The organism is Hylemonella gracilis str. Niagara R, assembly GCF_000600295.1.
Classification (GTDB): Bacteria; Pseudomonadota; Gammaproteobacteria; order Burkholderiales; family Burkholderiaceae_C; genus Hylemonella; species Hylemonella gracilis_A.
The window spans coordinates 2,007,201-2,027,447 of record NZ_JEMG01000001.1 but is presented as its reverse complement, the minus strand read 5'-3'; the positions used below and the strand labels follow the sequence as shown (position 1 = coordinate 2,027,447).

The following is a 20,247-nucleotide window of genomic DNA, read 5'->3' as shown; positions in this document are numbered from 1 at the left end:
GACCTCCTCAGGCCGGATCAGAGGCGGGATGCGATTGCGACACGGGGGCCAAGGCCGGATGGTCCGCCCGGGGCCGATCCAGGTGATAGCCCTGCACCAGGTCCACGCCCAGGGTGCGCACCATGGCCAGCGTTTGCGCGTCCTCCACGAATTCGGCCACCGTGCGCTTGCCCAAAGCTCGGGCCACGTCCACGATGGCGCGCACGAAGACCTGGTTGTCCCCATCCTTGGGCAGGTCACGGATGAACAGGCCGTCGATCTTGAGCAGGTCCACCTTGAGGTGCTTGAGGTAGGCGAAGGAGGCAAAACCCGCGCCGAAGTCGTCCAGACAGGTCTGGCAGCCCGTCTGGCGCAAGGCTTCGATGAAGCATTCGGCGTCCTGCAGGTCAGACACCGCCGAGGTTTCCGTCAACTCCACCAGCAGGCGCTCGGGCGCCACGCCGTGCATGGTCAGCATCTCGGCGATGTAGTGCGGAAAGCTCGCCTGGTCGAAGGAACGGCCGGAGATGTTCACGGCCAGCGGCGGCATGGCGGGATTGGCCGCGAGCTGCTCGATGCTGGCGCGGACCACCCAGCGGTCGATGTCCACGATCTTGCCGCTCTTCTCTGCATAGGGGATGAATTGCCCCGGCATGATGAGCTGGGTGCTGTCGTCCTGGTCCACCATGCGGATCAGCGCCTCCAAATGGGAAACTGCGCCATCCCCCGCGTGGTAGACGCCCTGGTAATGCAGGCGAAACAGGCCCTGCTCGAGCGCGCGGGCGATGCGGTCGTTCCAGCCCAGGCGCGTGATCATCTTGCGCGAGGTGTCGCGCCCGGGAAGGTAGAGCTTCCAGCCGTTCTTGCCGCTTTCCTTGGCCTGGTACATGGCGGTGTCGGCATGGGCCACCAGTTCTTCGGCGCTGACCGACCCCTGGGTGTACAAGGCGATGCCCAGGCTGGAGGTGAGGCGCAGGTTCTGCCCGTCGATGCGGAAGGGAATCAACGCGATGGCGCGCACGATGCGCTCGGCCAGGTGCTCGGCCTCCTCCTGGCGGGCGTCGGGCATCAGCACGGCGAATTCATCGCCACCCAGCCGGCACAGGAGTTCATTGCGCCGTGTCAACGCACCGACTTCCGAGGCCACGCGGATCAACACGGCGTCGCCGGCCCGGTGGCCGAAGGTGTCGTTGATGTGCTTGAACTCGTCCAGGTCGAAGAACAGCAGCGCGCCCTGGCGATGACGTCGCTGCGACTCCTGGATGAAGCGCCCGAGTTCGTCCTCGAAACGGCGGCGGTTGTAGAGCCCCGTCAAGGCGTCGCGCTCGGCCAGGTAGACCAGCTGTTCGGCCGTCTGGCGCTCGCGCGTCACGTCCTCGTGGATCCAGAGCTGGCCGATGAAACGGCCCTCGGCGTCGCGCACCGGGTAGGCAGTCTGCACGATGACACGACCGTCGCCCGTGGCGATTTCATAGCTGGCCGAGGCCTCGCGCGTGCCCAGAAGCTCGTGCAGATGGCTGGAGAAATGCGTGGGCTGCATGATCTCCACCGCCGAGTCGCTCAGCACCTCGCCTGCGGGCCGCCCCACCAGATTGGCGCTTTCGTCCATCTGCCAGATGCGCAAAAAGGTTCCGTTGCAATACTGGATCTGGTTGTCCGCCGTCACGAACAGGATGCCCAGGTCCATCGCACCCAGCAGCGCGAGCAGGCGCGCGTGTTCTTCCTCCAACCGTGTCAGGTAACGGCGCCGCGCGGACTCGCCCGCGCGCAACTCCAGCACCATGCCGTCGAAGGCTCGCGCCAACCGCCCGAGTTCATCGGAACCGCTCATGGCGATCGGTGCGGGCATGTGACCCTGCCCCAGCTCATCCACCGCCACCGTCAGGCGCTGCAGCGGCCGGCTGACGATGCGGCGGATCAGCACGCGCATCACCCACAGGGCGGGGAGCAGGCCCAACAAACCGATCAGAAAGGCCAGGGTCGCGCCCCAGCGCAGGACCTGGTCCACCTGCGACTGTGGCAAGAGCTGCACCCAGCGCCAATCCGGCCCCTTGATGCGGGACCAGGCCACCCAGTAGGCCTCGTGGCCGTTCTCGCCCTGGGTTGCGCCAATGCGCCGCGCGCCGCTGCTTTGGCCAGATCGCGCCTCCTCGGCGGCGATCAGGGCATGCACCTTGACCAGCAGGGGATCACCGGACTGCTGGATGGCCAATTGCCCCTCGGCCTGCACGATGGGGTTCTGCAGGTCCGGGTGGGCGATGAGCTGGCCGTCGGCGCTCAGGATCATCTGCAACCCGCCCTCGGCACTGCGGGCACGCACCGCGTCCAGCAGGGTCTGGACCGCGATGTCATGGCCCACCGTGCCCACCCAGGCGCCGCGCCAGTCCAGCGGCTGGATGACGGAAACCAGCCAGGACTGGGCCTGCTGATCAAAATACACGGGCGTCCAGAACAGCATGCGCTTCGGGTTGTTCTCGGGCCGCGAGCCAATCATGGTCGGGTACTGGGCATTGCTGGCGTCGACCTGTGCCGCGCCACCCCAGTCCCGGCCCCGCGCGTAGACCATCAGTCCGTCCTCGACGAAATCCATGTACGCGGAGAAAAACGGCGGCGCCAGCGCGGGACCCTGCTCGCGCAACAGTTGGTAGCTCACGACGGCGCGCAGGCGCACGGAATCGCTGGGCCCGCGCGGGCCGGCGCGCAGGTACATGGTGGGGGCGCTCTCCGTGTCCACCCATTGCGGACGCAAGCGCCATAGGCCGTCCCAGCCCGGGGCGAACAAGACATCGAAGCGCCGCCGGGCCTGCTCCAGGTCCTGCTGTTCCAGTCGCAGCAGCAGTTCTTCCTGCAGTCGCAGCACACTGTTCTGGGCCTGCTGGAAGATCGCCGCGCCCGCCTCGGCCCGCAGCTCGGCGGTTTGTCGCGCCAGGATGGGGGCCAGCCGCGAGGCCGCCCAACTCATCGCGGCATACCCCAGAGCCACCAGCACCAGCAGCAGCGCGACGATCAGTCCGCCCATGGTCCAGGACAGCTGACGCGTGACGGAACCCCGACGTGCGACGGAACGGGAAGCGATGCGCAACATGGTTTTTGATTACAGCATAGCAAGCATCGTTCCAGGGTTTGCGCGAATCCCAGCGTTGCCGCCAGGCGTCATCACGCGGGTAAGATTACCTCGTACATACCATCGACTTCATGCGCAAATCGTTGATCCTCGCCTGTGTGCTGGGTTTCACCGCCTTGACGGTGCCGATCGCCGCCGCCCTGCACTGGGCCTCACGCGAGGCGCTGCGCGTGGAGTTGAGTTATGCCGGCACGGTGGCCGATGAATTGCTGCGTCGCGCCATCGCCGCGCGGCAACAGATTTACCTCGCCTTGGATACCCTGGGCCCTGCCCGACGCAACGCCTGCTCGGAGACCACGCTCAGTCTGATGCGCGAATTGAGCATGGGTTTGAGTTACCTGAAGGACGTGGGCGCGGCGCGTGATGGGCGTTTGATGTGTTCCTCCATGGGCCTGTACAGGCAAGGCATTGCCTTGGGCCCTAGCGACGGCCGCGTGTCCAGCGGCGTGCGGCTCTGGCGTGACGTGGTGTTGCCCTACGCACCCGGCCTGCACCTCAATCTCTACGAGCGCGAAGGCTGGGTGGTGGCGCTGCAACCCGACCTCGTCTTTGATCTGGCCTTGCGTGACCCCGACACGACCGTGGCGGTGCTGCTGGGCAGCCCGCCGATGGTGATCCAGTCGCGCGGACCCTACGATCCGACCCCGCTCGCACGCACCTCGACGGTGACCGCCCCTTACCTGGAGCTGGCCGACCACCTGCTGGTGCTGCGTCACTCGCCCGAGAACAATCTGACTGCGCTGGTGGCGATCCCGCGCACGGGCCTGGGTACACGCACCCAGGAGCAAGCCCTGATCCTGCTGCCGCTGGGGGCGGTTGCGGGCTTGCTGCTGGTGGCTGCCGTGGCCCTGGCCACACGCCAGCGCCTGAGCCTGCCAGCTGAAATCCGTCTGGGCCTGAAACGCCGCGAGTTCCACCTGCATTACCAACCCCTGGTGGACCTCCAGACCGGACGCTGCATCGGTGCCGAGGCCCTGCTGCGCTGGCGCCGACCCGAGGGCACGCCCATGTCGCCCGACCTGTTCATCCCTGTCGCCGAACGCAGTGGCCTCATCCGCGCCATCACGGACTACGTCATCGACCAGGCCGTGCGGGACCTGCCCATGTTGCTGGCGCAGCAGCCGGGTTTTCACCTCGGCATCAATTTCTCCGCGCAGGACCTGGAGCACGATGGTTCGGTCACGCAGTTGCTGCGGCGCCTGCGCGAGATGCAGGCGCCAGCGGGCAGCCTGGTCGTGGAAATCACCGAACGCAACGTCACCGACGCCCGGGCTGCGGCCAAACAGATCGCGCGCCTGCACGACCACGGTGTGCAGGTGGCGGTGGACGACTTTGGCACCGGGCATTCCAGCCTGTCGGTGCTGGCCGGCCTGGAACTGGACATCCTGAAGATCGACAAGTCCTTCGTGGACGCCATCGACGCGCAGGCCGCGGCCAGCCTGGTATTGCCCCACATCATCGACATGGCCAAGACCCTGAGGCTGCTGTTGATCGCAGAAGGGGTTGAGACCGAGACGCAGGCGGACTACCTGCGCGAACGCGGCGTCCAGTACGCGCAAGGCTGGCTCTATGGCAAGCCCATGCCGCTGGAAGCACTGCTGGACTTGCTGCGCACCCAGGGCCGGGCCTGGGCACCTCGGGGCCGTGGGTTGATGCCCGGAACCGACCATGCCTGAAACCACGATGCGTCCCAATCCGGAGCCCAGCGGCACGGTGGCGCCACGCTCCTGCGCGGATCTGTTTCTCTCCTTTACCGTGTTGGCCCTGCAGGGCTTTGGGGGCGTGGCGGCGGTGGCGCAACGTGAACTGGTGGAACGCAAGCGCTGGATGACCAACACGCAGTTCGTCGAGGAATGGGCCGTGGCCCAGATCATGCCTGGCCCCAATCTGGTCAATCTTTCCCTGATGCTGGGCGCGCGCCACTTCGGCGTGCGGGGCGCGCTGTCGGCCCTGGCCGGCATGCTGAGCGCGCCACTGCTGGTGCTGCTGAGCCTGGCCTGGCTGTACACGCAACATGCCGACCAAGCCGCCGTGGCCGGCGCGCTGCGCGGCATGGGCGCGGTGGCGGCCGGTCTGGTCATAGGTACCGGCCTGAAACTGATCGTGGCGCTCAAAAACAATCCGCTGCACCCAGCCCAGTGTCTGTTGCTGGGCCTGGCCTGTTTCGTCGCCATCGCCTGGCTGCGCTGGCCTCTGCTTTGGGTGTTGCTGGGGCTCGGCGGCCTGGCCTGGACCTGGGCTTGGGTGCGCCTGGCTCGACGCGAGCGGTCCGCACCAGCGCCGGCCTCGACGGGAAGCGCGCCATGAGCGCCCTCGCTGAACCTGTGCTCTCCCTGGGCCTGACGGACTGGCTGCAGCTGACGCTGCATTTCGCCCTGCTCTCCCTGCTGGCCGTGGGCGGGGCCATCACCACCACGCCGGACATGCACCGCTACCTGGTCACCCGGCAGGGCTGGCTGAGCGAGGCCCAGTTCAACGCCTCCATCGCCATCGCCCAGGCCGCGCCCGGCCCCAACGTGCTCTTCATCGCCTTGCTGGGCTGGAACGTCGGGCTGAACAACGGCGCCGGGGGGCCGTCCCTCGGCTGGGCGCTGCTGGGCGCATGCACCTGCCTCGCGGCTGTGCTGCTGCCCAGTTCCACCCTGGTCTATCTGACGGCGCGCTGGAGCCATGCGAACCGCGAGCGGCGCGGCGTGCGCGCCTTCAAGCAGGGGCTGGCGCCCTTGGTGGTGGCGCTGCTGATTTCCACGGGCTGGATCCTGGCCAGCACGCAGGCGGGCGCTTCCGCTGACCTGGCCTCGGCCGCGATTGCGGCCTGGCCCTTCTGGCTGCTGACGGTGGCCACCGCATTGCTGGTCTGGCGTACCCGCCTGCACCTGTTGTGGCTGCTGGGCACGGGCGCGGTCCTGGGTGTCTGGCTCGGCTGAGGCCAGCTTGTGTCGGTGACATCCATGACGCGGCGACAATGCCGGCATGGCCGAGACCGCTTCTTCCCCCTCGTCGTCCACGTCACCCCGCCGTTGGCCACCCGCGCTACGTCGCCTGCTGGGCCCCCTGCTGCTGTCGGCGCTGGTGCCGCTGTTCGTGCTGCTGGCGGGCATCGCGTGGATCGCGGTGCATTTCAATCCGCAGACCCAGTCACGGCAACTCGTTGAGCTGGTGCGCGCCCGCACCGGCTACCTGCTGACGCCGAGCGCGCCGCCCAAACTGACCTTCAGTCCCCGCCTGGGTCTGGCCTGGGGGCCACTGCTGCTCGAAGCGCCCGCTGACGAGGGTCAGACCGGCGCACCCGCGCGACGCGTGGCCGTCGCCCAGAGCATGCACCTGAGCCTCGACGCGTGGGCACTGCTGCGCGGAACCACGCAGGTGCGTGACGCCCGGATCGACGGCCTCAGCCTCTGGCCGGCCCCAGACCGCCGCTACGCCCTGCCCTCGCTGACACTGAATCTGAACCCCATCACCGAACCCGCCTCGCCAAACCAAACTGGCATGAGCGGCACCCGCAACGCGGCGCCGACGCCGGCCCTGCCCAACTCCGCACCCGCACCCGCACCCGCACCCGCACCCGCACCCGCACCGGGCAGTGTCGACCCACATCAAGCCCCGGCCCTGACCCATGCGCTGAGCCTGGAAGCCACTCTGCTGGACGCCACCGGCCAGGCCGTGTCACTGAGTCTGCAAGGACAGATCGGTCTCGCGCCGCCCACACCCTCGGCGATGCAGGGGCGCGCCCCCGGCCTGCGCGGGGCCTTGCGCCTGGTGTTGCAAGGCGTTTTCGACCAGACCACGTTCGCGCTCGACGCCAGCCGCGCCGATGCCTCGCCGGTGCTGCGCTTCGACCTGGCCCTGGGCTCGCTCGACCTCGACCATTACCTGGCCCGCCCCCTGAGCCAAGTGGTCCAGCAGACGGCTGCCTGGCAAGGCGGCGCCGCGTCCCAAGCGCCAGACCGGCAGACATCCCAGGTGACCGCAGCCCGAGTCTGGACCATGAGCGATGCTGTGGCCCCCAGCCAGCCCCTGCGCGCCCCGGACCGTACACCCCTGCGCTGGCTGCATGAGCTGGGACTGGACCGCCTCGATCTTCAGGGCACGCTGCGCGTGGCCGCGCTCAAGTTCAAGGATGTGCGGCTGAGCCATCTGCGCCTGCAGGCGCGCGCCCAGGACATACCCTTGCAGGACAGCCAAGGGCGCAAGCGCCACAGCATCGACCTCAACCCCCTGACCGCCTCGCTCTACGACGGTGGCGTGCATGGCGCGCTGCGCATCCACCTCGATGCCGACGCAGCCCAGGCACCCCGTTCGACCCCTCTCACCACCTTCGTCGCGGCCAAGCTGGACCTGCGGGATGTGCGCATCGGCCCCTTGCTGCGCGACGCGCTGGCCATCGACGGGCTGGAAGGTCGGGGCCACATCGCACTGGATCTGCGCAGCGGTGGGGGCACGGCCCAGGCGCTCAAGCGTCAACTGAACGGCAAGCTGGGGCTTCAGCTGCAAAACGGCTCGGTCGGTCTGAGCCTCGCCGAGCTATTGCGCGCGGGGCTGGGCGAAATCGGGAAGGCCCACCCCTTGCGCAAGCCCCAAGGCACGGAGGAGGCCGCGCGTTGGCGCACCCCCTTCGATCGGCTGCGCGCGAGCTTCGAGATCGAGAACGGCGTGGCGCGCAACCAGGATCTCTCCCTGGAGGCCCCGACCTTGCGGGTCGGCGGCGGTGGCACCGCCTGGCTGGCCGAGAACCGACTCGATTACACGCTGCGCATGACGATCGCACCCGCCACCCTGCAGCCGGCGCCCTCCGGCCCGCAACCGGCGCTGGATGGCTTGCAGGGACTGACCATACCGGTGCGCCTGAGCGGCCCCTTTGACGACCTGCAGTGGCGCATCACCTATGCCGATATTGCTCCCACGCCCGCATTGCGCCAGCGGCTGCGCGGTTGGAAGCGGGACACGCTGGACAAGCTGCGCGGCCTGCTGCCCCCGGCCAAGACCCGGGACTGAGGGATTGCGCAGACCGGCATGGCAGCTCAGTCGTCGCCGAGCTGCCGGAACTTGAGCACCCGAGCGGCCAGCAGGGTCTCGGCGAAGAAACAGCCCAGCGCGGCCATGAAACAGAGCACGCCCGCCAGAAAGCCGTAGATCGCGTAATGGTCGATCTTGAAAGCCGTGGTCTCGCCCAGGAAGAGCAGCACGATGGTCAGGCCGATCACGAAGGCGCACAAGGTCAGCAAGCCGATGGTGGTGTTGGCCAGCAGGCCGCGCTGCCGTAGCGCGGCCAGTTCCTGGACCCAGTAGGGTGCCAGTGCGGGTTCGGCATTGACGCGCAGTTTCTCGTCCAGGGTGCGGCCCCGGTCGATGATGCGGGCCAGCCGACCGGCCACCGCGCCGATCATGCCGGCCACGGCGGTGAGCAGGAAAACCGGCGCGACGGCGAGCTGGATGCCGTGGGTGACGGTGGAGGTATCGGTGAAAAGAGCCATGGGCGGATTATCGGGTGGACCATGGCGCCGATCGAGCGAGAAGATTCCCCAAGACTGCCCAGAGAGCGCGCCAGAGGGGTTTTGCACCGGCAGCGCCAAGCATGGAATGTTGCCAGTGCAGTTCAAGAGCCGGTGGGTCGGATTTCATAAAAACTCTCGCTCATGCCACGCAGTGGCCCGAACACGGCCTCCAGGGCGGCACTTTCGGCGAGCAGCCATTGCTGAGCGATTTCGCGCTCGGCGTCGGTCAACGCCTCCAGATTCGGCGGATCGCCATAAGCCTGCGCAATGCGCAAGTAGGCGGCGTGCACGGGCAGCACCAGCTCGGCGTCACCGAGATGGTCTTCCAGTACCTGGGCGAAGCGACGCTGCGCCTGCTCGCGCACCCTGCTGCCTTGCGCATCACCCTCGCCCTGGGGGTCGTAGAGGCGGACGGAGTAGGGTCGGTTCATATCCTTCATGGCGTGAGCTTAAGGCACGGGAGGCTTCCTGCTTTAGGTACAGTGCGCATCCCACCGTCATAGGAGCATGGACCTTGAGCGAACCCAACACCCCGCCCAGCCCGGACAACGCCACCCCCCCCGCCGGTCCCAGCAAGAAACGCCAGCTGGGCCTGCGCGCCATCGTCATGGTGCTGATGGGCATGGCCTTTTACCTGGCTGCCACCGTGCTTTTCGCGCTGGCCCTGGTGCAGTTGCTGCTCAGCATCGCCAGCGACGCGCCCAACGAACGCCTGCGCCACTTCGGCCGCGCATTGGGACACTACCTGCGTCAGATCGCGCACTACTTGAGCTTCGCTCGCGACGAGGCGCCGTTTCCGTTCAGCGACTGGCCTGACGCCGATTGAGGACGGGCCGGGTGGCGACCGCGCCGGCTCACGGTCACGCCGCCGCCACGTGGCCCCCTCTTAGGCACGCAGCAGCGGCCGGAACATCCACAGGCCGATCAAGGGGCCGACCCCCAGCAGGGGCAGCAGCAGACCCAGGGCCAGGTGCGGCAAGGCCGAGGTGAACAGCTCGATGCTGAGCACCGAGATCACGAAGCCGATGCAGTTGACCAAGGTCAGCACGCTGCCCACCGCCGCCTGGGGCGCGTTGCGCGCCGTCAAGGCCGAGAACTGCGGCGAGTCCCCGGACACCGTCACCCCCCACAGAAGCAGCCAACCCAGGAACACGACATCGGGCGCGTGCAGCATCAGCGGCGCGACCAGGCAGCAGGCCGCGCTGACCGCCAACTGCACCTGGGCCACCCGCGCGCTGCCTCGCTGGCGCGCCAGCCATCCCCCGCCCGCGCAACCGATGAAGCCCGCGCCGATGATGGCGAAGGACCAGGCGCTTTGCGCCGCGCCCGCGAAACGCAGGCCGACGATGAGCGGCACCAGCACGAAGCAGGTGTAGATCTCCCACATGTGACCGAAGTAGCCGAAGACCGAAGCCCGCAGGCGTCGGTCCTGCCAGATCAGGGCCAGCGAAGCGAGCCGAAGACCGCCCGCGCTGTGTGCGACGGCGGCGCCTTTCGCCTGCGCCGAACGTTGCTGCCAGGGGCTGTCAGGCACCAGCCAGGCCGTCAGCAATCCGCCCAGGGCCGCGAGCAGCGACACCCCGAGCACCACGGCCTGCCAAGGCGCCAGCCCACAGGCCGCGAGCAGGTTCGCCCACGCGCCCTCGCCCCCGGTGCCCTGAGTCGCGGCCGCCAGCGCGCGCAAGCCGTGCGGCAAGGCCGTGCCGAGAATCAGCGCCCCGATCAGCACGCCCATGGCCCCGCCCAGGCCCTCGCGGTACCAGCTGGCTGCGATCTTCATGCCCACGGGATAGATCCCTGCCAGCAGAAAACCCACCGCGAAGCGCAGAACCAACAGCAACGACAGATTCCCGTCCACCCAGAGCGTGGCAGCGTTCACGAGCGCACCCACCAAGGCACAGACCATGAACACCCGCGAAGGCGAAAACCGGTCGGCCACCATCAGCAAGGCAAACACCAAGGTGCCCGCGACAAAACCCAGTTGCACGGCCGAGGTCAGGCGGCCCACGGCCTCCGCCGGCCAGGCCCACGCATGCTGCAGGTCAGGCATGACCGCGTTGACGGCGAACCAGAGCGAGGTGGCGGCGAACTGCGACAGCACGATCACCGGCAGGATGCGGGCCGGGACTACGGTCGAGGCGGGTTGTGGGATTGAGTCCTGGTTTGCCTGCTGCGTCATGGACACAGCTTAGCCGGCGTGCCAGTTGTGTAAAGTCGGCCCGACCCCAGACCCAGCCTTTTGGACCAATAATTAACCAATAAGTGAATTAAACAACATGCCGCGCCCGCCCAAAAACGTCCCCGAGGAACGCCTGCGTGACGCCGACCGCTCGCAAGGCACCATCCTGGCGGCTGCGCGCGACGAGTTCGCTGAATTCGGCCTGGGCGGCGCACGCATGGACCGCATCGCCGAGCGTGCCGGCCTGAACAAGCGGCTGATCTACTACTACTTCGAGGACAAGGAAAAGCTGTTCCAGGCCGTGCTGGAACAGGCCTACGGCAACATCCGCGAGGAAGAGCGCAAACTGAACCTGTTGGACCTGACCCCGGCCGAGGCCGTGCGCAAGCTGGTGGCGTTCACCTGGAACTACTACCTGGCCCACCCCGAGTTCCTGACCCTGCTCAACAGCGCCAACCTGCACAAGGCCAGGCATCTGCAGGATTCGCAGCAGGCCCGGGCACTGAATTCACCGCTGCTGGACATGCTGGCCGAGATCCTGGAGCGCGGACGACGCGATGGCAGCTTGCGCGGCGGCGTGGACCCGATGCAACTCTACATCTCGATCGCCGGCATCGCCTATTTCTACCTCTCGAACAACCACACCCTCTCGGCCATCTTCGGCCGCGATCTGATGTCCGCCAAGGCCCGCAACGAGCGGCTCTCGCACATGACGGACCTGATCCTGGGTTCCCTGCTGCGCGGCTGACACGGCCTCCTCGGAACCTCTTTTCGGTCTCCCCGGTACGTTTCCAGTCCTTTTTCGGGCCCCGGCGGCCCGTCCGCGTGCGCGTGCGCCCTCCGGCGAATCCCTGATGGGCATTGGCACGCGCCCGCCTATAATTCACTGCCTAGTTAATTATTCCAAGCAACCAGGAGACAAACCATGCAACAGCATCTGCGCAGATTCCTCGCCATGGCCACGCTGACCGCGCTCGTGCCGCTGGCCGTCCAGGCCCAGAACAGCTACCCGAACAAGCCGATCCGGGTGATCGTGCCTTTCGCCGCTGGCAGCACCACGGACATCATCGCCCGCGCCATCACCGACAAGATGGGACTGAGCATGGGCCAGCAATTCGTGATCGAGAACCGCGGCGGCGCCAGCGGCACCATCGGCCAGGCGGTCGTGGCCCAGTCCGCGCCGGACGGCTACACGATCATGATCCATTCGTCCTCGCACACGGTGACGCCGCACACCTTCGCCAAGCTGCCCTTCGATCCGCTGAAGGACTTCACGCCCATCACGCCGATCTCGGCCACGCCGAATGTGCTGGTGATCGCGCCGTCCAAGAACATCAAGACCGTGCAGGAACTGCTGAGCTACGCCCGCGCCAACCCCGGGCAGCTCAATTTCGCGTCCGCCGGCCAGGGCAGCGCCACCCACCTGAACGCCGAGAAGTTCAAGCTCGCCGCCAAGATCCAGGCCACCAACATTCCGTTCAAGGGTTCGGCCGAAGCGGTCAATGAAGTGATCGCGGGCCGGGTGGACTATTACTTCTCGCCCATCGCACCCGTGATCGGGCAGATCCGCGGAGGCCAGTTGTTGCCGCTCGCGGTGGGTTCGGCCCAGCGCGCCAGCGCCCTGCCCGAGGTACCGACCACGGCCGAAGCCGGCGTGCCGGGCTCCGAATTCAACTTCTGGATCGGCCTGTTCGCGCCCGGCAAGACGCCGCGCGCCATCGTCGATCGCCTGCAGTCCGAGGTCGTGAAGGCCCTGGCCACGCCCGAGGTCAAGGAACGCTTCCTGTCCCTGGGCGCGGATGCCTGGACGCTGACGCCACGCGAATTCGACGCCTACATCCGCACTGAAATCAAGAACAACGCCGCGCTGGTCAAGGCCGCCGGCCTGGAAATCACCCCCTGAGCGGCACTGCCGTTGACCTTACTTCGTAGGAGAACCCATCCATGCCCACCCAACGTCTGGGAATCATCATGCACGGCGTCACAGGACGCATGGGCATGAACCAGCACCTGATCCGTTCCATCTGCGCCATCCGCGCCCAAGGGGGTGTCATGCTCTCCAACGGCGACAAGGTCATGCCCGACCCGATCCTGATCGGCCGCAACGCCGAGAAGATCGAGGCGCTGGCCAAGGCACACGGCATCGGGCGCTGGGGCACGGACCTGGACCAGGCGCTGGCGAACAAGGATGACACGGTCTTCTTCGATGCGGGCACGACGCAGATGCGCCCCACGCTGCTGGCCAAGGCGCTGCGCGCGGGCAAGCATGTCTATTGCGAGAAGCCCATCGCCACGACTCTGGCCGAGGCGATGGACATCGCCAAGACAGCGCAGGAAGCCACGAAAAAGAGCGGGCTCAAGCACGGCGCCGTGCAGGACAAACTGTTCCTGCCCGGCCTGCGCAAGCTGGACATGCTGCGCCGCGCCGGCTTCTTCGGCCGCATGCTCTCGCTGCGCTTGGAGTTCGGCTACTGGGTGTTCGAAGGCGACCTGCAACCCATCCAGCGTCCAAGCTGGAACTACCGCGCGGAAGACGGCGGCGGCATGATCTTGGACATGATGTGCCACTGGCGCTATGTGCTGGACAACCTGTTCGGCGAGGTGAAATCCATCTCCTGCCTGGGCGCCACCCACATCCCCCAGCGCTGGGACGAAGCCGGCAAGCCCTATGCCTGCACGGCCGACGACGCGGCCTACGCCATCGCCGAACTGACGGGCCACAACGGTGAGCCCGTCATCGCGCAGCTCAACATGTCCTGGGCCACCCGCGTCAACCGCGAGGACCTGGTCACCTTCCATGTCGACGGCACGCACGGCTCCGCCGTGGCCACGCTGACCGACTGCAAGGCGCAAAGCCGCGTCAACACACCGCGTCCGGTGTGGAACCCCGACGTGAAGCAGACCATGAACTTCACCGAGCAATGGCAGGACGTGCCCGACACCCAGGTCTACGACAACGGTTTCAAGATCCAGTGGGAGCACTTCATCCGCCACGTGGTGGAAGACGCGCCCTACGCGTGGACGCTGCCCGAAGGCGCCAAGGGCGTGCAACTGGTGGAGGCCGCGCTGCAGAGCTGGAAGGAGCGACGCTTCGTCGATGTTCCCTCGTTGAACTTCTGAGGAGACACCGCATGGCCCTGTCCCTCAAGCTGCCCACCACATCCGGCGCGCTGGAAAACTACGCGCTGCACGGTGCCGCGCCGGTGCGGCCGGCCGCGGGTGTGAAGTTCAACCGCATCGCCTACTCCGCCGCCCACGTGGTGGCCGACCCGCGCGCGATCGTCGACCCCTGGCTGCAAAGCGCGGTGGACTGGGACGTGACCATCGCCTACCGCCGGCGCCTGTGGTCCCTGGGCCTGGGCGTGGCCGAAGCCATGGACACGGCCCAGCGCGGCATGGGCCTGGATTGGCCCACCTCTCTCGAATTGATCCGCCGTTCGCTGGACGCCGCGCGCGATTTTGGCCCGGCGGCCCTCGTCGCCTCCGGTTGCGGCACCGACCACCTGGCCCCCGAGGCCGCCAAGAGCGTGGACGACGTGATCCGTGCCTATGAGGAGCAGATGGCCGCCATCGAGAAACTCGGCGGCAAGCTCATCGTCATGGCCAGCCGCGCGCTGGCCCGTGTGGCCAAGAGCCCGGCCGACTACGAGCGCGTCTACGACCGCATCCTCAGCCAGGCAAAACAGCCGGTCGTGCTGCACTGGCTGGGTGAGATGTTCGACCCCGCCCTCGCCGGGTACTGGAGAGGCTCCGGTCAAGTCGGAGCCAGGGGCGACAAGGACTTGGACGCCGCCATGGACACGGCGCTGGGCATCATCGCCGCGCACCCGGACAAGGTCGACGGCATCAAGATATCTCTGCTCGACAAGCACAAGGAAATCGCCATGCGCCGCCGCCTGCCGACCACGGGCGGCATCGACGGCCAAGGCGTGCGCATGTACACCGGCGACGACTTCAACTACGCCGAGCTGATCGCGGGTGACGGCTATGGCAATTCACCGGTGCACGGTCAGAGCGATGCGCTGCTGGGCATCTTCGACGCCATCGCGCCAGCCGCGAGCGCCGCGCTGGGCGAACTGGCCCGTGGCAACACCGAGCGCTTCCACGCCATCCTCGGCCCCACGGTGCCTCTGTCGCGCCACATCTTCGCGGCGCCCACGCGCTTCTACAAGACGGGTGTGGTCTTCATGGCATGGCTCAACGGCCACCAGAGCCACTTCACCATGGTGGGTGGCCAGCAGAGCACGCGTTCGCTCGTGCACTTCGCCGAGCTGTTCCGCCTGGCCGATGCGGCGAACCTGCTTGAACAGCCCGAGCTGGCCGTGCGCCGCATGCGGACCCTGCTCGCCCTGCATGGCATCGAAGGGTGAACGGCTGACCATGCGCGATTTCTCGCAGGATCACCGCTGGCTCTCGATCAACACCGCCACCCTGCGCCGCCAGCAGGGCGCGGAAGTGCCCCTCGATCTCATCATCGACCAATGCGCCGCGCGCGGCGTGCGCGCCATCAGCCCCTGGCGCGACCAGGTGGCCGCGGTGGGCATCGACCAAGTGGCCCGGCAACTCAAGGCTCTGGGCATCGAACTCTCGGGCTACTGCCGGGGTGGGTTTTTCCCTGCTGCCGATGCGGCTGGCCTGCGCGCCGCTCTGGACGACAACCGCCGCGCCATCGACGAAGCCAAGACACTCAACGCACCCTGCCTGGTACTGGTTGTCGGCGCCCTTCCCGGTGCCCTGCAGGGCCAACCGGCCTACAAGGACATCGCCCGCGCGCGCGGCGAGGTGCGTGACGGCATCGCGGCCTCGCTCGAGTACGCACGCGCGGTCGGCATGCCCCTGGCGATCGAACCGCTGCACCCCATGCAGGCCGCCGAACGTGCCTGCATCAACACGCTGGAGCAGGCGCTGGACCTGTGCGATGAACTGGACCCGCTGCCGACCGGCGAGTATGGCCGAGGACAGTTGGCCGGTGCATCAGCCGCCTTGGGCGTCGCGCTCGATGTCTATCACTGTTGGTGGGACCCGAAGCTGCAGCAGCAGATCGTGCGTGCGGGCCAAGGTTCGGCCTCGCGCCTACTGGCCTACCACGTCTGCGACTGGCTCGTGCCCACGCGCGACCTGCTCAACGACCGCGGCATGATGGGCGACGGCGTGGTGGAACTGCGCAAGCTGCGCAGTTGGGTCGAAACTGCGGGTTACGCCGGCTACAGCGAGGTAGAAATTTTCTCCACGCTGGACTGGTGGTTACGCCCCGGCGAGGAAACACTGGCCACCTGCATCGAACGCCACCGCGGCGTGGTCTGAGCGCGCCGCGCGATCACGCCGCTGGAGCCGCTACAGTGTGGGCTTCTTCCAGAAATCCACCATGGCAAAACAGAGCGAATGGCCCGGCAAGATGCTGGCCGTCATCAAGACCGGCAACGTGGCCGCAGCCGTTGCGCAGATCAAGGTCGCGCCGAGCGTCAAAGACCTGCGCCAGCTGCAGTCCGAACTCGACAAGGCCGGGCTGCGGGGCCGCTGGCGCGAGCTCGATCTGGCGATCGAGGAGAACATGGCCCTCTTGAACGCGCCGCGCCTGCACCGCTCGCCCTGAGGGCACAAGAACGCGCGAAATACCGCGCTACTGCGTGGCCGTGAGGCCACCATCCACGTAGATCACCTGGCCCGTCACGAAGGCCGCTCCCGGGCTGCACAGAAACAGCACCGGCGCCACCACATCCTCGGGCTCGGCCACGCGACCCAGCGGAATCCTTTGCAGCACCTGCGCCCGCACGGTCGGGTTCTCCAGCCAGTGGCGCGCCATCTCGCCTCGCACCACGGTGGGCGCCACACCGTTAACGGTGATGCCGTGCGCGCACAGCTCCACCGCATGCTGCTTGATCAGCATGACCATCGCCCCCTTGCTCGCGCAATAGGCCGAATACCCCCGGTCGCGCAAGCCCAGCTGGGCGCGCACCGAGAGCAGGTGGACCTGGCGGCCCGGTGCCCGGCCGGCCCGCACGGCCGCGATCTGGTGCACCGCCGCGCTCTGGGCCAGGAACATCGCGGCCTTGAGGTTGACCTGGATGACTTCGTCGAAAGCCTCTTCGCTGACCTCGGACAAACGCTCTTCACGCTGGATGCCCACGCAGTTGACCAGCAGATCAAGGTGGCCAAAATGCCGGGCCACCGCATCCACCGAGCGCCGGATATCGGCCACATGGTGCGCGTCGAGCACCAGGCCCAGTGCCTCATGGCCACGCGCCCTCAGTGCCGCGGCCAGGGCTTCGGCCTTGGTCGGGTCACGCCCGGCGACGGCCACGCGTGCACCGGCGGCGGCCAAGCCCCAAGCGACTGCGGTGCCGATGTCACCGTAGCCGCCAGGCACAAAGGCCACCTGGCCGGCCAGGGGCGCGAGGGTGTTGTCAGTACCAGCAGGCGCCATCGCTCAGTCCATGTGCAGACCACCATTGAGATCGATGATCTCGCCGGTGATGAAGCCCGACAGGGGAGAGGCCAGGAAGGTGACCACGTGGGCGAATTCCTCGGGCTCGCAGAAGCGCCCCACCGGGATCTGCTGCAGTAAGACCTGACGCTGGGCTTCACTGAGCTGCTCGGTCACCATGGGCGTGCGGACGTAAGCCGGCGCGATCGCATTGGCCGTCACGCCAAAGGCGGCGAGTTCGCGCGCCAATGAAAAGGTCAAGGCACTGATGGCGCCCTTGGACACGGAATAGGCCGTGCCCGCCGTGAGCCCGCCGGTCTTGCTGGCCAGTGAGCCGGTGTTGATGATGCGCCCCCAGCGGCGCGCCTTCATCGCGGGCGTGACGCATTGCGACCAGAACAGCGCCCCGTCCAGGTTGACCGCCAGCACGCCGCGCCACTCGGACTCGGTCGTGGCCTCCACCTTGTGGTTGGACAGAACCCCGGCGTTGTTGACCAGGATGTCCACCGGCCCCCAAGCTTGCACGATGGCCTGGTGGGTCTGCTGCACCTCGGCCAGGGAGCGTATGTCGCACACCTGCACACCCACCTGGGCGCCATGGCGGGCGAACGCCGGTTCCATGGCCGCGGCCTGCACATCGACCATGGCGACGCGGCAGCCCTGCGCCACCAGCGCGTCCACCACGGCCCGGCCCATGGTGCCGCCCGCGCCAGTCACCACCGCCACTTTGCCATTCAAGGTCTTGTCCATCAGGTATCCAGAATACTTTTGCGGCCGAACAGCCCACGGGCACGGAAAGTCACCACGGCGATGAACAGGATGTACATCGACATCAGCGACCATTCCGAGGCGAAGGCCCCGGTCAAACCCACCACCAGCCCGACCATCAGCCCCGCCGTCACGGCGCCCCACAACGATCCTACGCCGCCCAACACGATCACCAGAAAGGCCGGCACCACCGCGTCCACGCCCACCTGCGGCCGGATACCCCAGATGGGCGCCATGACCACGCCGGCCAGCGCCGCCAGCGCCACACCCAGCGCGAACACCGCCGAGCGCAGCCGGCCCAGGTTGATGCCCAGCGCGCGCACCATCTCGCTGTCGTGGGCCCCGGCCTTGATGATGGCGCCATAGGGCGTCTTCTCCAGAAAGAGCCAGAGGCCGGCGATGGCCGCGATGGCAAAACCGCAGGCGTAGAAGCGGTAGGTCGAATAGACCAAATCACCGAACAGGAAGGCGCCCGAGATCGCCGCCGGCAACGGCAACTGCTGCTCGTTCGACCCCCACACCACCCGGATCGCCTCCTCGATCACCAGGGCAGCACCGAAGGTCAGCAGCAGGCCGTACAGCGGGTCGAGCCCGTAGGTGCGGCGCAGGCAGGCCTCCAACAAGAGGCCGAACAGGCCCACCAACAGCGGCGCCAGGAAGAGCGCGATGGCGTAGCGCGTCCCTACCGGCAGTGCCATGTAGGCCTCCTGCACTCCGGGAAACCAACCCAGGCGCGGTGTCATCACGAACAGGGCCGCGTACATGCCCAGCGCGAAGAGCGAGCCGTGCGCCAGGTTGATGGTCTCCATCACACCGACGATCAGCATGAAGCCCAGCGCGATCAGCGCGAACAACAGGCCCAGGGTAATGCCGTTGATCAGGTGCGGCAACAGATTGGCGAGCATGGGGAGAGGACCCTGTACCGTTCAGCGCTCGTAGCTGGGGGTCGCCTCGTACGACTCCAGCTTGCAGCTCCCCACGGCAGCGGGATCGATGACATCTTTCGGCTCGCTCTGGGTGAGGATCTTGTAGATGTCGTTCTTCTCCGCCGGCGTGTCGTTGTAGGACGCGAGGTAGATCGTCTGCTGGACCTGGTGCGTCACCGGGTCGATCCAGGCGTCGTAATGCTGCATGCGGTCGCGCGCGCTCATCTTGCGGCCTTCGAGTTTCTTGATCACCGATATGTTCTGGGTCGTGCCGGCCTCCTGCACGCAGCGCAGCAACTCACGCGTGGCCATGTAGCCGTTGTAAAACACATTGCCGGGTACCGCGATCGCCATGCCGGGGAACTGCTTCTGGTAAGCCGCAACGAACTCCTTGACGCCCGGCAGATCGAGCCGGTAGTACCAGGTGGTGCCGAACACGCCGAAGATCGATTCCGGACCCAGGCCATAGACATCGGGCCAGTCCTGCTGGTTGTTGATCCATGCGGCCCGCTTCTGCAAGCCCAGTTGCACAACCTGCTGGCGCAAGGCCTTGATGTCGTCACCGCCAACGGCCGTGGCCACCACCTGGGGCTTGAGCTGCTGCAGCTTGAGCAGGTAGGAGGAAAAATCGCGCGTGTTCTGCGGGATCAGCAGTTCTTCGATGACGCGCCCGCCGTTGGCCTCGATCAGCGTGCGCGTGGCCTTGGAGGTGTTGTGCCCCCAAACGTAGTCATTGGTCATCAACACCCAGTCCTTGCCGCCGGTGCGAATGGCGTTGCGCACCGTGGCCTGCGCGAAGTTGGTGCCGTTGCCATCCCACACGAACTTGACGCGGTGGCAGTCCTTGCCGGACTCGGTGGGCGAGCTGGAGTTGGTGTTGAGGAAGATGCAGCCGTACTTCTGCGCCACCTGGGAAATCGCGTTGGCCACGCCCGAGTGCACGGCACCAATCAGAAAGGCCGCGTCGTTGCGGTTGATCATGCGCTCGGCCACCCGCGAGCCGGTGGCCGGCGTCGTCTCGGTGTCCATGTGGATGGCCTCGATCGGGCGACCCAACAGGCCACCTTTGTCGTTGAACTCACGGATCGCCATCATGGCGCCGAGCCGCTCCATGCCGCCGCTGGCCGCGTACTGGCCGGAGGCGTCCATGGTCAGGCCGATCACCAGGGGCTTGGCCTGGGCGCTCTGGGCCCAGACGCGGTTGTGGGCCCAGGGACCGAAGAAGCCACCGATGCCCGCCGCGCTGGCGGCCGATGCCGCGAGGAAACGACGGCGCTGAGGGTTGCTAGAAACGTGAGGGGTCTCGTCTGTCTTGAGCTTGTCCATGGTTTGTCTCCGGGGTTGGTGGGATG

At 67.1% G+C, this 20,247-nt stretch carries 19 protein-coding genes; 11 read left to right on the top strand and 8 right to left on the bottom strand.

Annotated elements, in window-relative coordinates:
- Positions 1-7: 7 nt before the first annotated feature.
- On the bottom strand, positions 8-3,064 hold the full coding sequence (locus AZ34_RS17595; protein WP_051509656.1) for an EAL domain-containing protein: 3,057 nt from the start codon (positions 3,062-3,064) through the stop codon (positions 8-10).
- 110 nt (positions 3,065-3,174) lie between these two features.
- Here AZ34_RS17595 and AZ34_RS09430 point away from each other — a divergent pair, with 110 nt between their 5' ends.
- The 4 genes from AZ34_RS09430 to AZ34_RS09415 are packed head-to-tail and all read left to right on the top strand — an operon-like array spanning position 3,175 to position 8,098.
- Entirely contained in the window at positions 3,175-4,779 is a 1,605-nt protein-coding gene (locus AZ34_RS09430) for an EAL domain-containing protein (protein WP_081767152.1), read from the top strand.
- On the top strand, positions 4,772-5,410 hold the full coding sequence (locus AZ34_RS09425) for a chromate transporter (protein ID WP_051509654.1): 639 nt from the start codon (positions 4,772-4,774) through the stop codon (positions 5,408-5,410). The genes AZ34_RS09430 and AZ34_RS09425 overlap by 8 nt, the downstream gene beginning before the upstream one ends.
- Entirely contained in the window at positions 5,407-6,030 is a 624-nt protein-coding gene (locus AZ34_RS09420) for a chromate transporter (protein ID WP_035607432.1), read from the top strand. The genes AZ34_RS09425 and AZ34_RS09420 overlap by 4 nt, the downstream gene beginning before the upstream one ends.
- Positions 6,031-6,076: 46 nt before the next feature.
- A complete protein-coding gene (locus AZ34_RS09415; RefSeq protein ID WP_035607429.1) occupies positions 6,077-8,098 on the top strand; it encodes an AsmA family protein in 2,022 nt (673 codons plus the stop codon).
- Positions 8,099-8,124: 26 nt separating this feature from the next.
- Here AZ34_RS09415 and AZ34_RS09410 read toward each other — a convergent pair whose 3' ends face one another.
- Together AZ34_RS09410 and AZ34_RS18295 are read right to left on the bottom strand one after the other, a co-directional pair.
- A complete protein-coding gene (locus AZ34_RS09410) occupies positions 8,125-8,577 on the bottom strand; it encodes a DUF2721 domain-containing protein (protein WP_035607426.1) in 453 nt (150 codons plus the stop codon).
- 122 nt (positions 8,578-8,699) lie between these two features.
- Positions 8,700-9,029, bottom strand: a complete 330-nt coding sequence (locus AZ34_RS18295) for a hypothetical protein (protein ID WP_035607424.1) — start codon at positions 9,027-9,029, stop codon at positions 8,700-8,702.
- A gap of 83 nt (positions 9,030-9,112) precedes the next feature.
- On the opposite strand from AZ34_RS18295, the gene AZ34_RS18290 reads away from it, so the two are divergent.
- Entirely contained in the window at positions 9,113-9,424 is a 312-nt protein-coding gene (locus AZ34_RS18290) for a DUF4389 domain-containing protein (RefSeq protein WP_035607422.1), read from the top strand.
- Positions 9,425-9,484: 60 nt separating this feature from the next.
- On the opposite strand, the gene AZ34_RS09395 is transcribed toward AZ34_RS18290, so the two are convergent.
- Positions 9,485-10,777: an MFS transporter gene (locus tag AZ34_RS09395; protein WP_035607420.1), complete on the bottom strand. Its 1,293-nt coding sequence runs from the start codon at positions 10,775-10,777 to the stop codon at positions 9,485-9,487.
- Between the two features lie 97 nt (positions 10,778-10,874).
- Here AZ34_RS09395 and AZ34_RS09390 point away from each other — a divergent pair, with 97 nt between their 5' ends.
- The 6 genes from AZ34_RS09390 to AZ34_RS09365 all read left to right on the top strand — a co-directional run bounded on the left by AZ34_RS09390 (position 10,875) and on the right by AZ34_RS09365 (position 16,370).
- Positions 10,875-11,525 (top strand): TetR/AcrR family transcriptional regulator, encoded by a 651-nt coding sequence (locus tag AZ34_RS09390; protein WP_035607418.1) that lies wholly within the window; start codon positions 10,875-10,877, stop codon positions 11,523-11,525.
- A gap of 177 nt (positions 11,526-11,702) precedes the next feature.
- Entirely contained in the window at positions 11,703-12,680 is a 978-nt protein-coding gene (locus AZ34_RS09385; protein WP_035607415.1) for a Bug family tripartite tricarboxylate transporter substrate binding protein, read from the top strand.
- Positions 12,681-12,721: 41 nt separating this feature from the next.
- On the top strand, positions 12,722-13,897 hold the full coding sequence (locus AZ34_RS09380; RefSeq protein WP_035607411.1) for a Gfo/Idh/MocA family protein: 1,176 nt from the start codon (positions 12,722-12,724) through the stop codon (positions 13,895-13,897).
- 11 nt (positions 13,898-13,908) lie between these two features.
- Complete coding sequence (locus tag AZ34_RS09375) at positions 13,909-15,147, top strand: dihydrodipicolinate synthase family protein (RefSeq protein WP_035607408.1); 1,239 nt, start codon at positions 13,909-13,911, stop codon at positions 15,145-15,147.
- 10 nt (positions 15,148-15,157) lie between these two features.
- Positions 15,158-16,081: a sugar phosphate isomerase/epimerase family protein gene (locus tag AZ34_RS09370; protein ID WP_035611334.1), complete on the top strand. Its 924-nt coding sequence runs from the start codon at positions 15,158-15,160 to the stop codon at positions 16,079-16,081.
- A 61-nt stretch (positions 16,082-16,142) separates the two neighbouring features.
- Complete coding sequence (locus tag AZ34_RS09365) at positions 16,143-16,370, top strand: hypothetical protein (protein WP_035611332.1); 228 nt, start codon at positions 16,143-16,145, stop codon at positions 16,368-16,370.
- Between the two features lie 27 nt (positions 16,371-16,397).
- On the opposite strand, the gene AZ34_RS09360 is transcribed toward AZ34_RS09365, so the two are convergent.
- From AZ34_RS09360 to AZ34_RS09345, 4 genes are read right to left on the bottom strand one after another with little or no spacing between them, the layout of a single operon-like run.
- Entirely contained in the window at positions 16,398-17,201 is an 804-nt protein-coding gene (locus AZ34_RS09360) for an SDR family NAD(P)-dependent oxidoreductase (RefSeq protein ID WP_051509653.1), read from the bottom strand.
- A 3-nt stretch (positions 17,202-17,204) separates the two neighbouring features.
- Positions 17,205-17,951: an SDR family NAD(P)-dependent oxidoreductase gene (locus AZ34_RS09355; protein WP_035607406.1), complete on the bottom strand. Its 747-nt coding sequence runs from the start codon at positions 17,949-17,951 to the stop codon at positions 17,205-17,207.
- On the bottom strand, positions 17,951-18,874 hold the full coding sequence (locus tag AZ34_RS09350; protein ID WP_035607404.1) for a branched-chain amino acid ABC transporter permease: 924 nt from the start codon (positions 18,872-18,874) through the stop codon (positions 17,951-17,953). The genes AZ34_RS09355 and AZ34_RS09350 overlap by 1 nt, the downstream gene beginning before the upstream one ends.
- A gap of 21 nt (positions 18,875-18,895) precedes the next feature.
- Positions 18,896-20,221 carry an ABC transporter substrate-binding protein gene (locus AZ34_RS09345; protein WP_081767150.1) on the bottom strand — a complete coding sequence of 442 codons (1,326 nt, stop codon included), beginning with the start codon at positions 20,219-20,221 and terminating at the stop codon, positions 18,896-18,898.
- Positions 20,222-20,247 lie beyond the last annotated feature (26 nt).

Excerpts from the sequence above, each read along its gene's own strand:
- AZ34_RS17595 (WP_051509656.1), bottom strand. The coding sequence starts at position 3,064 with ATGTTGCGCATCGCTTCCCGTTCCGTCGCACGTCGGGGTTCCGTCACG.
- AZ34_RS09430 (WP_081767152.1), top strand. The coding sequence starts at position 3,175 with ATGCGCAAATCGTTGATCCTCGCCTGTGTGCTGGGTTTCACCGCCTTG.
- AZ34_RS09425 (WP_051509654.1), top strand. The coding sequence starts at position 4,772 with ATGCCTGAAACCACGATGCGTCCCAATCCGGAGCCCAGCGGCACGGTG.
- AZ34_RS09420 (WP_035607432.1), top strand. The coding sequence starts at position 5,407 with ATGAGCGCCCTCGCTGAACCTGTGCTCTCCCTGGGCCTGACGGACTGG.
- AZ34_RS09415 (WP_035607429.1), top strand. The coding sequence starts at position 6,077 with ATGGCCGAGACCGCTTCTTCCCCCTCGTCGTCCACGTCACCCCGCCGT.
- AZ34_RS09410 (WP_035607426.1), bottom strand. The coding sequence starts at position 8,577 with ATGGCTCTTTTCACCGATACCTCCACCGTCACCCACGGCATCCAGCTC.
- AZ34_RS18295 (WP_035607424.1), bottom strand. The coding sequence starts at position 9,029 with ATGAACCGACCCTACTCCGTCCGCCTCTACGACCCCCAGGGCGAGGGT.
- AZ34_RS09395 (WP_035607420.1), bottom strand. The coding sequence starts at position 10,777 with ATGACGCAGCAGGCAAACCAGGACTCAATCCCACAACCCGCCTCGACC.
- AZ34_RS09390 (WP_035607418.1), top strand. The coding sequence starts at position 10,875 with ATGCCGCGCCCGCCCAAAAACGTCCCCGAGGAACGCCTGCGTGACGCC.
- AZ34_RS09385 (WP_035607415.1), top strand. The coding sequence starts at position 11,703 with ATGCAACAGCATCTGCGCAGATTCCTCGCCATGGCCACGCTGACCGCG.
- AZ34_RS09380 (WP_035607411.1), top strand. The coding sequence starts at position 12,722 with ATGCCCACCCAACGTCTGGGAATCATCATGCACGGCGTCACAGGACGC.
- AZ34_RS09375 (WP_035607408.1), top strand. The coding sequence starts at position 13,909 with ATGGCCCTGTCCCTCAAGCTGCCCACCACATCCGGCGCGCTGGAAAAC.
- AZ34_RS09370 (WP_035611334.1), top strand. The coding sequence starts at position 15,158 with ATGCGCGATTTCTCGCAGGATCACCGCTGGCTCTCGATCAACACCGCC.
- AZ34_RS09365 (WP_035611332.1), top strand. The coding sequence starts at position 16,143 with ATGGCAAAACAGAGCGAATGGCCCGGCAAGATGCTGGCCGTCATCAAG.
- AZ34_RS09360 (WP_051509653.1), bottom strand. The coding sequence starts at position 17,201 with ATGGCGCCTGCTGGTACTGACAACACCCTCGCGCCCCTGGCCGGCCAG.
- AZ34_RS09355 (WP_035607406.1), bottom strand. The coding sequence starts at position 17,951 with ATGGACAAGACCTTGAATGGCAAAGTGGCGGTGGTGACTGGCGCGGGC.
- AZ34_RS09350 (WP_035607404.1), bottom strand. The coding sequence starts at position 18,874 with ATGCTCGCCAATCTGTTGCCGCACCTGATCAACGGCATTACCCTGGGC.
- AZ34_RS09345 (WP_081767150.1), bottom strand. The coding sequence starts at position 20,221 with ATGGACAAGCTCAAGACAGACGAGACCCCTCACGTTTCTAGCAACCCT.